The organism is Amycolatopsis jejuensis (assembly GCF_000717335.1).
GTDB classification, from domain to species: Bacteria; Actinomycetota; Actinomycetes; order Mycobacteriales; family Pseudonocardiaceae; genus Amycolatopsis; species Amycolatopsis jejuensis.
This window is the reverse complement of sequence record NZ_JNYZ01000030.1, coordinates 66830-82103: the sequence shown is the minus strand read 5'-3', so window position 1 is coordinate 82103 and position 15274 is coordinate 66830. Positions and strand designations below refer to the sequence as shown.

At 66.4% G+C, this 15274-nt stretch carries 13 protein-coding genes; 5 read left to right on the top strand and 8 right to left on the bottom strand.

Features of this window, described 5'->3' with window-relative positions; all coding sequences use genetic code 11:
• The first annotated feature begins 4 nt into the window (after window positions 1-4).
• A complete protein-coding gene (locus OO71_RS34900) occupies window positions 5-1621 on the top strand; it encodes a phospholipase C (protein ID WP_033294263.1) in 1617 nt (538 codons plus the stop codon).
• 136 nt (window positions 1622-1757) lie between these two features.
• Complete coding sequence (locus OO71_RS34895; protein ID WP_033294262.1) at window positions 1758-2153, top strand: histone-like nucleoid-structuring protein Lsr2; 396 nt, start codon at window positions 1758-1760, stop codon at window positions 2151-2153.
• A gap of 1384 nt (window positions 2154-3537) precedes the next feature.
• Here OO71_RS34895 and OO71_RS34890 read toward each other — a convergent pair.
• From OO71_RS34890 to OO71_RS34880, 3 genes are all read right to left on the bottom strand, one after another.
• Window positions 3538-4482, bottom strand: a complete 945-nt coding sequence (locus OO71_RS34890) for an MBL fold metallo-hydrolase (protein ID WP_033294261.1) — start codon at window positions 4480-4482, stop codon at window positions 3538-3540.
• A gap of 126 nt (window positions 4483-4608) precedes the next feature.
• Window positions 4609-5301, bottom strand: a complete 693-nt coding sequence (locus OO71_RS34885; protein WP_033294260.1) for a ubiquinone/menaquinone biosynthesis methyltransferase — start codon at window positions 5299-5301, stop codon at window positions 4609-4611.
• A 958-nt stretch (window positions 5302-6259) separates the two neighbouring features.
• Window positions 6260-6571, bottom strand: coding sequence for a hypothetical protein (locus OO71_RS34880; RefSeq protein WP_245633880.1), 312 nt, complete (start codon window positions 6569-6571; stop codon window positions 6260-6262).
• 112 nt (window positions 6572-6683) lie between these two features.
• Between OO71_RS34880 and OO71_RS34875 the strand changes: the two genes are divergently transcribed.
• Together OO71_RS34875 and OO71_RS34870 are read left to right on the top strand one after the other, a co-directional pair.
• Window positions 6684-7478 carry an ArsR/SmtB family transcription factor gene (locus OO71_RS34875; protein ID WP_051792611.1) on the top strand — a complete coding sequence of 265 codons (795 nt, stop codon included), beginning with the start codon at window positions 6684-6686 and terminating at the stop codon, window positions 7476-7478.
• 88 nt (window positions 7479-7566) lie between these two features.
• On the top strand, window positions 7567-7878 hold the full coding sequence (locus OO71_RS34870) for a hypothetical protein (RefSeq protein WP_051792610.1): 312 nt from the start codon (window positions 7567-7569) through the stop codon (window positions 7876-7878).
• Window positions 7879-7914: 36 nt separating this feature from the next.
• Here OO71_RS34870 and yidC read toward each other — a convergent pair whose 3' ends face one another.
• Together yidC and OO71_RS52595 are read right to left on the bottom strand one after the other, a co-directional pair.
• Window positions 7915-8574 carry a membrane protein insertase YidC gene (yidC, locus tag OO71_RS34865; RefSeq protein WP_033294259.1) on the bottom strand — a complete coding sequence of 220 codons (660 nt, stop codon included), beginning with the start codon at window positions 8572-8574 and terminating at the stop codon, window positions 7915-7917.
• Window positions 8575-9545: 971 nt separating this feature from the next.
• Window positions 9546-9719, bottom strand: a complete 174-nt coding sequence (locus OO71_RS52595; protein ID WP_245633879.1) for a DUF6412 domain-containing protein — start codon at window positions 9717-9719, stop codon at window positions 9546-9548.
• Between the two features lie 769 nt (window positions 9720-10488).
• On the opposite strand from OO71_RS52595, the gene rho reads away from it, so the two are divergent.
• Window positions 10489-11556 (top strand): transcription termination factor Rho, encoded by a 1068-nt coding sequence (gene rho, locus OO71_RS34860; RefSeq protein ID WP_033294258.1) that lies wholly within the window; start codon window positions 10489-10491, stop codon window positions 11554-11556.
• Between the two features lies 1 nt (window position 11557).
• On the opposite strand, the gene OO71_RS34855 is transcribed toward rho, so the two are convergent.
• The 3 genes from OO71_RS34855 to OO71_RS34845 form a co-directional block, all read right to left on the bottom strand.
• The gene (locus OO71_RS34855; RefSeq protein WP_033294257.1) at window positions 11558-12394 is read right to left on the bottom strand and encodes a hypothetical protein; all 837 of its coding nucleotides are present in this window, start codon (window positions 12392-12394) and stop codon (window positions 11558-11560) included.
• Between the two features lie 71 nt (window positions 12395-12465).
• The gene (locus tag OO71_RS34850) at window positions 12466-13695 is read right to left on the bottom strand and encodes an MFS transporter (RefSeq protein WP_051792609.1); all 1230 of its coding nucleotides are present in this window, start codon (window positions 13693-13695) and stop codon (window positions 12466-12468) included.
• A gap of 87 nt (window positions 13696-13782) precedes the next feature.
• Window positions 13783-15138, bottom strand: coding sequence for an APC family permease (locus tag OO71_RS34845; protein WP_033294256.1), 1356 nt, complete (start codon window positions 15136-15138; stop codon window positions 13783-13785).
• Between the last annotated feature and the right edge of the window lie 136 nt (window positions 15139-15274).

Genomic DNA, 15274 nt, shown 5'->3' with positions numbered 1-15274 from the left:
CCCAGTGGTCAAAGCATTCGGCAGACGGCGCCGTCGCCTGCTCGGGGCGGGCGCGCTCGCCTCAGCGGCGGCGCTCGCCATCGTCACCGGCTCCGCGGCCTCGACCGCGGACGCCCGGCCGCTGCACCCGCTGCCCGCGGCGTGGCTGCCCACTCTCACTCCGATCAAGCACGTCGTGGTCATTTTCGGCGAGAACATTTCGTTCGACCACTACTTCGGCACCTACCCGAATGCGACCAACGAGAACGGCACGCCGTTCCAGGCCGCGCGGCACACGCCGAAGGTCAACGGTCTGGACCACCAGCTCCTGACTGGCAACCCGAACGCGTACAACCCGAAGCGGCTCGGCCCTGACCAGGCGCTGACCTGCGACCAGAACCACAACTACGGCGCCGAACAGGCCGCGTTCAACGGCGGCAAGATGGACAAGTTCGTCGAAAAGACCGAGACCGACAAGTGCACCGGCCAGCCGATTCTCTTCGGCGAACCGGGTCTGGTCATGGACTATTACGACGGCAACACGGTCACCGGAATGTGGAATTACGCCCAGCACTACGCAATGAGTGACAATTCCTTCAACACCGTGTTCGGCCCGTCCACCCCGGGCGCGATCAACCTGATCTCCGGGCAGACGCACGGGATCCAGGCGGTCGACCCGGTCACGCACGAGCCGAAGAGCGACTCGTACGTCGTCGCGTCGCCGAATGCGCAGGGCGTCGGCACCGTGATCAACGACCCGGACCCGGCGTGGGACGATTGTTCGGACAAGAACCACACCGCCAAGGACAATCTCGGCGCGATGTCCGGCCGCAATGTCGGTGACCTGCTGAACGACCGGCACGTCACGTGGGGCTGGTTCCAGGGCGGCTTCCGGCCCACCGGCACCGCGAACGGGTACGCGGTCTGCGGGCAGAAGCACGCGAACATCGGCAACCAGGCTTCCGTCGACTACAGCCCGCACCACCAGCCGTTCCAGTACTACCGGTCCACCTCGAACCCGCACCACCTGCCGCCGTCGTCGGCGCAGGCGATCGGGCAGACCGACCAGGCCAACCACCAGTACGACATCAGCGACTTCGACGATTCGCTCAAGGCAGGCTCGATGCCCGCGGTGAGCTTCCTGAAGGCGCCGGAGTACCAGGACGGCCACGCCGGCTATTCCGACCCGCTCGACGAACAGCACTTCGTGGTGAACGAGATCAACAAGATCCAGCAGTCGCCGGAATGGCGCTCGACGGCGATCGTGCTCGCCTACGACGATTCCGACGGCTGGTACGACCACGTCAACCCGGCGATCGTCAACGGTTCGCAGGACGCGTCGCAGGACCAGGCAGTGTGCACCGGAAAGGCAGCCGGACTGGGCGGATACGCCGACCGCTGCGGCTACGGCCCGCGGCTGCCGCTGCTGGTCATCTCGCCGTACAGCAAGGTGAACTACGTCGACCACACCCGCACGGACCAGACCTCGGTACTCAAGTTCATCGAGGACAACTGGTTTGCCGGCCACGTAGGCGATGGTTCATTCGACACCCGCGCCGGCGGGCTGTGGAATATGTTCGGCTTCTGGTGGCCACAGGCGGACAAACTCCCGCTGGACCCGGTCACGGGTGCGCGCCGCTAGACTCTCCCTGCTGCGTTGAAGGCCACCGGGTTCGTCCCCGGTGGCCTTCGGTGTTTCCGGTATCGTTCCGACGGGTTCACTCGACACGATAGGGTAATCGAAGGAACATCCTGTAGAACGTGAAGGAACGCGAATCATGGCGCAGAAAGTCCATGTCGAGATGGTGGACGACATCGACGGCAGCATCGCCGACCAGACTGTCCCCTTCAGCCTCGACGGCGTGAGCTACGAGATCGACCTGTCCGAAGAACACGCCACAGTACTGCGAGACGAGCTGGCCCGCTACGTCTCGGTGTCCCGCCGAGTAGGCGGCCGCAAGGTCAAGCTGGCCCCCGGCCAGCCCCCGCGCCCAACGGCAACCACCGCCGACCGGGAACGCAACAAACAGATGCGCGAATGGGCCGAAGCCAACGGCTTCCAGGTCTCCGACCGAGGCCGCCTCCCCGCGGAAATCGTAAAGGCGTATGAGGAACGGGGAACCGAGGAACCTGCGAAGCCGGTCCGCAAACGCGGAGGCCGGAAGAAGGCCTGATTTCCGGAGTGCGGGTTTAGCCACGGGAACAGGTGGTGGGGCGCCCCCTTTCTTCTGGAGGCGCCTTTCCTTCTTGCGGGGCTTTTCTGATGGTTTTCCTTCTTCTCGTTGCATCCTTTTCCCGCGGCGCTCCTTTACCTGCGATGCCCTTTTCTGCTCATCGTCGGTCCTGATTCGCCGCGGTATTCCGTTGCTGCACAAAGGTTCTGCTCACCAATCGGATTCTCTCCATCTGACCTCCGGGTTGACCATCCTGCGAATAATTACAAATTTCCCGCACGAATTCGCGCTACTGCTTGCGTGCGACGCAGACACTTATCTGCGCAAGATCACCTCTCGTCTCCTTGCCGTTTCAGTGCTGTTCGGCAGATTGGGCGCTGCCTGCCGATTCAGCACTGTCTGCGTCAGCAGCGCCTCCACGCGCAGATGCCGTCGCTGGTCGCCGATTGGCGATATCCGCCCGCGGAAACCGCCGTTGCTTTTAGCTGCCGAGACTCTGCCATCGGCCGAAGACTGCTGCTGTCCGCCCGATTGACCTCACCTGTCAGCGAACCTGCTGCATCGCTCCACCTGCCTGACCATCCCCGCCTGCCAATACGCATTCCGCCGCCCACCTGATGAGCCGCATCTGCTGGCGAAAACCCCTCTGTCGCTTGATCGGCCGTCTCCGCAACGAACTGCCGTGTTCGCCGCGTAGGGGCGTGTCTGCTGCTTGTCTGATTGGTTCTGCTCGATGAAGATCGTTTCTGTCTTGCGCTAGTTGGCAGTGTTCGCCATGTAGGGCGTGTCTGCCGCCTGCCTAATTCGCTGTTCCCGCTCTCGAAACCGCCACACCACCTTGTCATATTGGCACGGCTTGCCTACGGAGCCCAATCTGCTTACCCACCGGGCTGAGTCAGTCCGTTCCCCAGGCTCGTCTCCATTGGCCACCGCGAGGCATCTCGCCCGCCGAAGCCGTCCTGACCGCACCCCGGGTCTCCCGCTCCCGCCGGAACAGCACTGCCCGTCCACAGCGATCGCCCCACCGAATTGGCCCAGACCGGCCCTCGCGGGCTGACTCCGCTCTCCCGCTCCCGCCGGAACGGCACTGGCCGTCCGCAGCGATCGCGCCACCGAATTGGCCCAGGCCGGTCCTCGCGGGCTGACTCCGCTCTCCCGCTCCCGCCGGAACGGCACTGCCCGTCCACGGCGATCGCGCCACCGAATTGGCCCAGGCCGGTCCTCGCGGGCTGACTCCGCTCTCCCGCTCCCGCCGGAACGGCACTGGCCGTCCGCAGCGATCGCGCCACCGAATTGGCCCAGGCCGGTCCTCACGGGCTGACTCCGCCACCCGCCGACGATGCTCCGCCCCAAGCCCCGATCCGTTCGGGGAATCGATTTCCCGCTACGGCTTACCGAGGCCGAGGCGCGCGTCAAGATCGATTTTGCCGCCGACGGCGTCCAGGATGGCACGCATTGCCGCGCCCGGCGGGAGGCGTTCCCCGTGCTGATCGGCGTGTGCGCGCATCAGGTTGCCGATGTGCCGTTCCGGAATGGTCCACGTCGGCCAGCGGCGGCGGGCGATTGCGGCGAGGCCGGGGAAATCCGGGGTGCCGGTGCCTGCGGTCGCGTCGAGCAGCCAATGCAGGTAGGTCCGCAGCACGGCCACCGGGAAACTTCCCGGATGGCTCAGCCCGCCGTGGCCGGGCACGAAGGTGCGGACGTCGGGGAACATTTTGTCGAGCCAATCGAGCGCGGTCAGCCAGCCGGGCACCGAACCGTGCACGGCCATCGGCGTGGACCCGACGGACAGGAGGTCACCGGTGAACAGCGTGCCGGTGCGGGGTTCGAAAAGCACGAGGTCGCCGTCGGTGTGCGCAGTCCCCGGGAACGGCACGACCTCCACGACCACGCCACCGAGATCCACTTCGACCGGCTCGATGACCGCGTGCACGGACTCCGGACGCGGCGGTTCCAGCCTGCCCCAATGCGTACAACGGAAGGCCTCGTCGTTGCGTTGCGGTCCGGCGCGCACGATCGGCACCGCGGACGGCGCGGCCAGGATCCGGCCACCGTTGCGCAGCGCGACCCCGGCGCCGTTGTGGTGCGTGCCGTGCGCGTGCGTGACCACGAGGGTGAGCGGCATTTCGACGGTCGAGTACTTGCGGACGTCGCTGACCAGGTCGAGAGTGTCGCGTTCGGTGCCGCAGGTGTCGACGAGCAGCACCCCGTCGCGGCCGCGGATCCACCCGCAGTTGGATACCATCCAGTCGCTCGGGCTGCGTACGTACGCGACCACGCTCGGGTCGGAGTACCGGAGCGGGACGATGTTACGCCTGATGACGGGCATGGGATCCCCTCGTGGACCGCGGGTCGCCGGGTGGTTGATCATGAGAATGGTATAGACCAAATCACCTCGTGTCAGCTGGGAGGAGACTACGCTCACGCACCGGTTCCGGTGCGGCGGCGCGCCTGGTCACTGTGGCCTGAACCCGCGGTGCAGCGCGACGACGCCCCCGGACAGGTCGCGCCAGGCGACCCGTTCCCATCCGGCACGCTGCAGGTCCGCGGCGAGTTCGAGCTGGGTGGGCCAGGCGAGAATGGAGTCGGCGAGGTAGTCGTAGGCGGGTGCGTTGGTGCTGAGCGCACGGGCAATGCGCGGGGCGGCCTTGCGCAGGTAGGTCTGAAAAGCGGCGTTCGTGAGCGCAGAGGCAGGATGACTGTATTCCGCGACGACCACCCGTCCGCCCGGCCGCACCACGCGCCGCATCTCGGCGAGCGCACGCACCCGGTCCGCGACGTTCCGAAGCCCGAAGGAAATCGTCGCAGCATCGAAGGCCGCCTCGGCGAACGGCAGACTCATCGCATCGCCCGGCACGAACGCGATCTCGGGCACCCGCCGCCGGGCGACCCGCAGCATCCCCGCGGAGAAGTCACAGCCGACGACCTCGACCCCCGGCCCGGCCAGCACCCGCGACGAGGTACCGGTACCGGCCGCCACGTCCAGCACCCGCTGCCCCGGCGTCAGCTCCAGCGCCCGCGCCACCGCACGGCCCCACCGGCCCATCTGCCCGAACCACAGGACCGATCGCGTGCGGTCATAGCCGTCCGCAACCTCGTCGAACATGGCCGACACCTGGTCAGCCCGCTTGTCCAGCTCCGCCCGCATCCTGTGCCCCCCGGCTCCATCCGGTCGCCACAGGGTATACCCAGGAGACACCCGACCTCGACGGTCCACAGAGGACTCCACCGTACCGATCACCGCAGGTGATCAACGGATACCGCCGGTGATCCCCACTCGGCCGATCCGGGTGTCGCTGTGTGTCTGACGGATCCGGGTGCTGCCCGACCCGGGCGCCTCTGACGAATCCGAGTACCGCCTGATCCGGGTGTCGCTGCGTGCCCGACGGATCCGGGTGCTGGCCGACTCGGGTGCCGCTGCGTGTCCGACGAATCCGGGTGCCGTCCGACCCCGGGTGTCGACCGACCTGCCTGCCGATGGATCCGCGTTCTGGCAGATCTCGCAGGTAGCCCGTTCGCCTCAGCGCGGCCTAACCCGTCATTGTCCACCGGACAATGCCTGGCCGCCCACCTCGCAGTACGGATCGTCCGACCGATGAGGTGTTCCCGGAATCGTGATGCCGAACGGCCAGCTCTCCGTCGTCGGTGTCACCAATGTGGGCATGGATTCCCTGGCGCAGCCGCGGCTCATGGCGACGCGCATGCCGCCGCTCACGCACAGACCTTCCGCGAGCCCCATCGCCACCCAGCCTGGCCGATCCGTGCCCGTTCCAGCGGCAACTCCGCTCGCTGGCAACCTCACCCGAGGTCAGTATCTCATGCTCCGTGCCGAGCCCTCCCCTGTTGTGTCCACTGTGGACAGGATAGATCCTTCCTGCGTATGCGCCTGCGTCGACCCGATGACCACGGCGAAGGAGGCCTCGGTGGCTGCCTGCTCCCGTTTGCGGAGCCGGAAACCTGTCACGCTCGACCTGGTCCACCCAACGCGCCGTCCTTCTCCGGACGTTGTCCGGAACCTCTACCTGCCCAACTGATTCTCCATCCCACCTCGCCGCTAAACCCCATCCTCACTCCAGAACCATGCCACCGCCTCACATTCCGACACCTCACCTCCTTCCTGCCACCGGCCGCCTTCCGAGTGACACTGCCACCAAGATCCCGAACGCCACGTGGTCCGCCCATTGCGCACCACGCGGCAGCGCCCGGATCGCCGGGTAGTGCCGCCCGATCACCTCGAGGTCGAGCGCCGCGATGGCCACACCCGCGATGATCCCGTCCCGGATCGGCCGTTTCAGGTCGAGCAGGCTGAGAACCACGGTCCACCCAGCGGACACCACTGCGTGCGCGAACACCCCTCGCGCCACGCCCGGCCGCCCACCGGGGAGGAGTGCGCCCGCCGCCCTCGTTGCCTCAAGCATATCACGATGAGTGACCATCGCGTAAAGAGTCGAGGGTGCGCCACCGCCCGATCCGGCGAATATCCAAGCTCTGAACAGGTCTTTTGCGGATCTCCCGCTTACAAGGGTTGACATGCAGTCCATCACCTGCCTTACTGTATGTGTGCAATACGACCTGGACAAAGTGTTCAAGGCGCTGTCCGACCCGACTCGCCGGTACCTGCTCGACCAGCTGCGCAGGGACAACGGGCAGACGCTGGGTGAGCTGTGTGAGCGACTGGAGATGACGCGCCAGTCGGCCACTCAGCACCTGGCCGTGCTGGAGGGGGCGAACCTGGTGAGCACTGTGCGCCGTGGCCGGGAGAAGTTGCACTACCTGAATCCGGTGCCGTTGCACGACATGCAGGAACGGTGGGTGGACCGTTTCGAACGCCCCCGGCTGCAGGTGCTGAATGCGGTCAAATGTCGAGCAGAGGAAGCCATGAAGCCGAGTTTCGTATACGTGACCTACATCGAGAGTACTCCGGAGAAGGTGTGGCATGCGCTCACCGACCCGGACCTGACCGCGGCATATTGGGGGCATCGCAACGAGTCCGACTGGAACGAGGGCTCGCAGTGGGCCCACGTGCGCACGGACGGTTCGGGAGTCGCCGACGTCGTGGGTGAGGTCATCGAGTCCGTTCCGCCCAAGCGCCTGGTCACGACCTGGCTCGATCCGGACGGGCCGAAAGATCAGCAATCATCCCGCGCGACTTTTGACATCGAGCAGCACGAGGGCATTGTCCGTCTCACGGTGACCCATGAGGACCTCGCCGATGAAAAGGCGCACGAAGACGTGTCCGGTGGGTGGGCGGCGGTGCTGTCGAACTTGAAGTCGTTGCTGGAGACCGGGCATCCGCTGCCGGAGAACCCGTGGGAGATGCCGTGATCGGAGGTCGCCGTCGGAAGTGGATGGCGTTGTAGGGCTTGGTGAACCAAGGTCGGTGGGGCGCCATGCGGTGGGCTGTTTTCGGGTAATGGCGGCGGAGGGAGGAGAACAGGCGGTCGAGCATTCGGTCGGTGAGTACGCGCGAGAGGCAGGCGAGCATGGCTGCGCCCCGGCCGCCGTCGTGGCGGCGGTCGGGGCGGCAGACCGGGCACAGGACGAGTTCTTCGCGATCGTCGGCGACGTCGTGGGCGCGCGGCATGTCAAGCGGTTCACGGCGCTGCTGTTGACCAGCGCGTACAGGATCACGGGCATGGAGGTCAGCGGGCACTTTTCCGCGGAGAGATGGCGTGTCCCGGCGGACGGACTCGTCTCCGCCTTGGTGACGATGATCGACCGGTAGGTCCGCTATGGGTAGGCCGCGCGCCGGAACCTGGGTTCAGCGGTACAGGATCGTGCGCTCCACCACCGTCCACGTCGTGGTGGTCAGCAGATACAGCGACGCGGCCAGGGGAACAAAAGCGGTGACCACGATCGTTGAGTAGGGAAGGAGGCGGATCAGCCGGGCTGCGGGGGCCGAGAAGTCGCGCGTTCGGTCCTGCCAGTGAATCGAGCACCAGGCGACCACAGCGAGCAGGCCCGCCACGGCAATGACCACCGGTGTGGCAGCCAGCCCAGAAGCGCCCATCGACACGCCGAGCAAGCTGCTGCTCAGCAGTGCGTTCGGCGCGCCGGCCACCACGGCCGAGCTGAACAGGTGGTACATCACCCAGAAAAACGGTAACTGGGCGAGCATCGGCAGGCATCCGGCCAAGAAGGACGATCCGGGCTGAAGCTCGGCCATTTCGGCGGCAAGCCTCCGAGGGTCGTTGCGGTGCTTGTCTTGCAGCGCACGAATCTCCGGCAGGAGCGCCTCCCGCCGTCGAGCACCACGAGCCGCAGCCCGGGCGAACGGCACCTGCAGCAGCCGGATGGCGACGGTGAACAGGATGATCGCGAGCGCAGTCGCGAATGACCCGGCGACCGGCTCAGTACTGGCCACGAGCCAGCGGACGACGTGATATGCGCCGTCGATCGGTGCTTCCAGGAGTGTGGGCATCGTGGAACTCCTTGGGTGAAAGGCTTTTCGTTGACATGGTCTGAAAGGACGGTCCCTCTTGGGCTGTCGCGGAAGACTGGGTGTCGTCGGTACTGGTGGCATGCTGGTTTCAAGACTGGAGACGCCTCGCGGCGTGCGTCGCACGAACGGAGCCTGATCCTTCGGGGTTGAATCATCGGCGCGCGGCCCGATCGCGCACGGTGGACCTTGCTTGGCCGGACCTCTCCCAACTGGCGTTGTGCGGCAAGCGTGAGAGCCGCCATTGTGTGGAGGGTGCGTCGGGAAGCGGGAGTTGACGGTTCGGCGTTGCGAGATTCCGTTGACCCGTCGGGGTTACCGGCCACAGCTCGCTCGCTTCCGTCTCGGCCTACGGAATCGACGGTTGTGTTTGTGGTGTCAGGAGCAACCATCCGTTTGCCGTGGTACCGGAGCGTGATCCGGCGCAGCCATCCCTTGGCGTTGTGCTGACAGGTGCGGTCCCGCAGGGCCACGGCTTACCGTCGTGTTAGTCCGGCGCAGTCGCGACTTGCGATTGTGTTGTCAGGCGCTGTCCAGTGCAGCCTGCGCTTGGCGTCCTGTGGGCGTGGTCTGGCGCAGTCGCGGTTTGCGGCTGTGCGGGCAGGTGTGGTCTGGCGCGGTCGAGGTTTGCGGCTGTGTGGGTAGGTGCTACCCGGTATGGCCAGCCCCTGCCGTCCTGTTGGCAGGCGTGGTCTGACACAGTCGCGGTTTGCGGCGGTGTGGGTAGGCGTGGTCCGGTGTGGCCAGCCCTTGCCGTCCGGTCGGCACGCGTGGTCCGGCGCAGTCGCGGCTTGCCGTTTTCAGGCAGGCGTCGTCCGGTACAACTGCGGCTTGCTGTTGTGTCACCAGACGCCGTCTGGTGCAACTCCCGTGGCCGGTCTGGCGTCGGGACTATCCGGCGGAAGGGTTGCCGTTGTGGCGCTGGGGATTTGCGCGACCGCTCGCAGGCGGGGCTAGGCAGTCAGGGAATTCGCGCCGGGAGCGCGTGGCTGGGGGCGGCCGGGTGCGGCGGGATCGCGGAGACGCAGGTATGCGGCTCGGCGGGAACGTTCATGGAGCGCTGTGCGGTGGGCCTGCACCGGGACTGTCCAGTGCGCAGGCTCGCCGCGGTTTGTGGGTGCGGTCATGAGAACGATGACCAGCGCTGCAGCAACTAGCGTGACCACCGCCGCCGATCCGGACCATGATGCTACCGAGAATGGCAGCATGAGGAGGACGAAGTGTGGCAGCAGGTGCACGGTTCGCCTCCTTCTGGATGATTCGGCTGGGTTCACGGTCGCCATCCAGTATGCGCGAAAGGCGCACGACGGTCAGGGGGCTGACGTCGGAAAGGAAGCGCCGCTGCGGGACGGGTGTGGATGCCTGGGGGCTGGAGACTGCCGTCGGAAAGGACGCGCCGCTGCGGGATAGGTGTGGATGGCTGGGAGCTGGAGACCGCCGCAGGATAGGACGTGCCGCTGCGGGATTGGTGTGGATGGCTGGGGGCTGAGACCGCCGCCGGAAAGGAAGCGCCGCTGCGGGACGGGTGTGGATGGCTTAGAGCTGGAGACTGCCGCCGGAAGGAACGCGCCACCGCGGGGAAAGGCGTCGATGGCTGAGGGCCGGAAACTGACGTAGGGGAGAACACGCCAGCGCAGACAGGCGTGGATCACAAACCTGTTGTGCATCCGTTCTGGCATGCGCTACGCTCTCCTCAAGCCCAGGATGTCGGCCCCGCCGCCCTGGGGGAGTTCATCGCTTCGAACCCTCGCATAGATGTTGCGGGAGCTGCGCGACGGTTTCGTTGGAAGCTCGCGCATGGGGGCACATCTTCGAAGCTTGCCGTCCGGCTTGCTTCGTCTTTCGCGGTCCGCCGATAAGAGTGCGTCGACCGCCTTCTCTTCAGGAGTCACAACTATGAAACAGCAAGGAATTCTTGACATCCACGGCAAGAACGCCAGCCTCGGTTACGGGCCTGGCGGTCCTGTCGTGCCGATGACCGTGGTTCGTGCGAACGGGCTGCGACGGGGCGATGAAGTCGTCCTCGAGGACGGGGTGGTGGTGTCCGTCAATGGGGCTGCGCCGGCACAAAAGCGGCCCGAATTCGAAAAGCTCACTCCTCTTCACCCGGACGAGCGGCTGGTTCTCGAAACCACACGCCACCAGCTGACCAATCGCGTGCTCGACCTTGTCGCGCCGCTCGGGAAGGGGCAGCGGGCGTTGATCGTCGCGCCGCCTCGGACTGGGAAAACCGTTGTGTTGCAGGAAATTGCGCAGGCGGTCGCGGTCAATCATCCCGAGGCGCACCTCATGGTGCTGCTCGCCGACGAGCGGCCGGAGGAGGTCACGGACATGCAGCGGTCGGTGCGGGGCGAAGTCGTCGCGTCCACTTTCGACCGTAAACCTGCTGAGCACACCGCCGTGGCCGAGCTTGCGGTGGAGCGCGCGAAACGGCTGGTGGAAACTGGTCGTGACGTGGTGCTGCTGCTCGATTCTCTCACGCGTCTCGGCCGTGCGTACAATCTCGCGGCGCGGCCGTCCGGGCGGGTGCTCTCGGGTGGGGTCGACGCCGGTGCGTTGCATCCGATGAAGAAAATCCTCGGTGCGGCAAGGAATATCGAGGGCGGTGGGTCGCTCACCATCATCGCTACTGCGCTGGTCGGTACCGGATCGCTTGCCGACACCGTGTTCTTCGAAGAGCTCAAGAGCACCGGAAACTCCGAACTCCGCCTCGACCGCACCCTCGCCGACCACCGTGTGTTCCCCGCGGTCGACCTGTTCGGCTCCGGCACTCGCCGCGACGAGCTGATCGTTCCCGCTGCCGAGCTCACGGTGATGGCCGAGGTCCGGCGGGCGCTGTCCGGTCAGGATCCGAAGCGCGCCGTCGAGCAGTTTCTCGACCAGGTGCGTACCACGAGGTCCAATGCGGAATTCGTCGCCCGGGTCAGCGCTTCCCTCGGCGCACCGTCCACAGTAGCCGCTTGACCTACTCGGCGATGAACTTGATCTCGTACCCGCCGTCCGGCGTCGATCCGGCGTGATACGGCGCGTCGAGCAGATCCAACCGGCCATGCTTTGCGAGCAGCGCCTCGAGCAAACCTGCGTCGGCGGCCACTCGTTTTCCGTTCTTGCGATCCGTGAACTGCAGGGAGAACAAGACCTGGGTCACCCGTTGACCGAGTTCCGCGCCGGAACCCGCGCACCGGTCGCGGATGGCTTTCACCCGCCGCTCGGCGAATTCGGGGCACGGCACGGAGTCAGCGGTCCGGCGTTCCTCCTCGGGGAACAGCGAAAGTCTCGTGGGTTCGGGTAATCGGCTCGCCAGCCGGTATCGGCGCTGCAAGGATTCCGGGGCGGACTTGACCCGGAAGATACCCAATCCGGTGGACATTCGAGGTGGATCGAGGCTGACGGCATCCACCGAGCCAAGGGTGACCGAGGCGGCGTAGGCAGACCGCCGGGCCGTCGTGCTCTGCCGAGGAGTGATCAGCCCGACCTCACCGAACCCCAGTTCCTCACCGATGTCCCGGTACATCTCGACGTCCCGCTCCGCCTCTTCGTCGTCGGCGAGCAGCACGTGCACATCGGACAGCAATGGGGCGTAATAGAAGGCCACCAGTGCAGCGATCAGGGAGCGATCTCGCGGGCTGGGCATCGACAACGCCCACATTTCGGTGGCTTGCGCATGCCAGCGATGTTTGTTCTCGATCTGATCACATGCGGCCAGCGCGATGCCGATGTGCGCGTCGGCGAGCGGAGCCACGCGGCTGACCGCACTGCACAGCTCGGCGAACAACGCAATCTGGTGCTTTTCCCGCCCCATCTTGGCAAGTCTAGCCCATCAGGCGACCTGCTCCGAAGCCCGCCAAGGCGGTGCTGACGGCATGATGAGGGTCAACGGGCAGGCAGCCGGACGACCTCCCTTCCTGCCGAGGTGAGGCGGCGAACAGGCGCGCTCACGAACCCGGCGATCGCGCAGCATCCGAGCGCACCGGCGCTCACCACAATCGCTGTCTCGGGCCCCGCCGCGTGTGCGAGAGACCCCAGCGCATTGGTCGCGAACAGCAGCGCTGCGCTTTGCACCAAACCCAGCAATGCCTGTACGCGAGCGACGTACGCGACCGGCGCAGCGCCGAGCATGATCGGGCTGAGGTTGCTGACGAACACCCCCGTTCCGGCACCGGCGAGGAATGCGCCCGCGATGATGAGCCCGAAAAGGGTGCTCAGCGCAACGCATAGCTGACCTGCGCCGACGACCACCAGTGCACCCAGCGCGGCCAAGCCGGGACGGGCTCCAGCACCGCGCCTGCTGATGACCAGCGTGGCGACAATGGTGCCAAGGCTCTGCGCACCGACCAGCACACCGGCGAAACTCGAGTTCCACGAGTGTTCCCGGGCCACCAACGGGATGAGAATGCTGGCGAACGGCAGGATCAACCCGGCAGCTCCTGCGACGAGGAGAAGCGGAGAGCGCACCGCGGCAGTCGTCAAGGCCAGCCGCACGCCCTCGGCAGCTTCTCGCAGCAGGTGGGCGCGTTGGCCGGGCGGGCCTCGGGTGTATCGCGGGCGAATGCGGATGAGGACGATCAGCACGATCGCGAACGTCAACGCGTCGGCGCCCGCGGCGGTACGCAGCCCGGCGAAGGCGGTCAGCAGACCGCCGAGCGGTGCACCGATCATCGACACAAGCTGGCTTCCGCTCTGCCGCAGCGCCAGGGCTCGGGCGAGTTGATCGCCGCCGACCAGCAGCCGGGGCATCGATCCTTCGGACGGTAGGTAAAACGCATTGTTCGTACCGATGATCAGGGCCACGACGACCAGCAGCACCGGTGGGGTTCCCATCCAGTTCACCGCGACAGCCACCGCCACGACCAGCATGACCGCGTCGCCCACGATCATCACCTGGCGTGCGCCGAGCCGGTCACCGACGGCGCCGCCGAGCAGCAGCAGCACCATCTGCGGCAACGACACGGCGGAGACGACGACACCGGCCACCACGCCGCCATGAGCCGAAGCTGCCCATCCCAAAGCGAAGGCTAAGACGACGTCCCCGAGTTGCGAGGCGAGCGCGCCGCTCAACCATCCGAGAAAGTGCCGTGGCAGCCGGGGTTTGGCGGCAATCACTGCGGACGCTCCTCCCGAGCGAACAGGTGACTCCTTACCGGTCACCTTGGGAAGCGCAGTGTGTCACCCAGCACCGACAAAAAACGCTCACTGCTCCGGAACGGTCACTACCCACCGATCGCCGCGACGGCGCAGATAGGTCCACCAATACCCCGCCGCCACCAGCAAAACCCCAGCTGTGATGCCGAGATCCAGCAGATTCTGCGAGACCAGCACGTACGCCAGAACGAGTACCGCCACGACCGGGATCACCGGCCACCCCGGCATTCGCCAGACCTCAGGCCGCCACACGCGCGGGCGGCGCGCCCACAGGACGGTCACCGAGATCGCCAGATACAGCGCCACCACGGCGACTCCGGTGACCCCGCTCAGGGTCTCCACCGGCACAAAACACAGCACTGCCTCGGAAATCCCGACCACCAGCGTCGCCACCCACGGCGCACCGAACCGTTCGCTCACCACACTCAACGCGCGATTGACCGGCGACGGCCACGCGCGATCGCGGCCGGACGCGTACAGCACGCGCGAGTTCTGGATCACCATCACGATCACCGCGTTCACGATCGCCGCTGCAATGCACAGGCTGATGATCGTGCCGAACGTGGAACTGCTCCAGCTCACCACCAGCGCGGTGAGGTCAAGCGTGGCGAGGTCCGGTGCGCTGAGCGTGATGGCGACGACCGGGACCAGGATCACCACCGCACTGATGCCCAGCGTCCACAATACCGTGCGCGACACCGTTTTGTGCGGCTCCCGCATCTCTTCCGCGAGGTAGACCGCAGTGGAAAACCCTTGTACCACAAACAGGGCGACGGCCAGTCCGGCGATCACCGAGACGAGCGCGATCGGGTGAACGCCGTCCAGGCTGGGCCGGACGAGGACCACCGCGGCACGGTCGGTGTGGGCGAACCCGAGCACTGACACCACGATGATCGCGAGGACCTCGATGACCAGGAAGATCCCGGTCAGCCAGGCGTTCGAGCGCAGGTTCACCAGCCCGATCCCGGTCGACGCCAGCATCACCAGCGCACCCGCCACCGACGGGTCGACGTGCACGATCACCGACAGGTACTCGGCGACCCCGATCGCGATGATCGGCGGTACCACCAGGATCACGATGAACGACACCATGAACGTGATCCATCCGGCGAACCGGTTGAGCACCGTCGTGACCATGGCGTACTCACCGCCCGAGCTCGGTACCAGGGTGCCGAGCTCGGAGTAGCAGAACGCAATACCCACGCACAACAGCACCGCGAGCGCGATCGCCAGCGCAGTCCCGGTGCCCAGCGAGGCGAACAGCGGCGGGACGAGGACGAACAACGACGACGCGGGGGTCACGCAGCTGAGCGTCAGCAGGGTGCCGCCGCCGACGCCGATGGAGCGGGTCAGCGAGCGGGGCGGGCCGTCGACTGTCCGAACGGGGACCGGATGGGGTGGCATGGGCAGGCTATCCCTCCGTCGGCGCTGGAATCCGACGGATGGAACAGGACCCGGGCACCCTTGTCAACGCGCCGAAGACGACGAAATCCGTTGCCGCTTGCCCTGGTCGGCGGCCCCCCGGTCACTCGGAGCGACC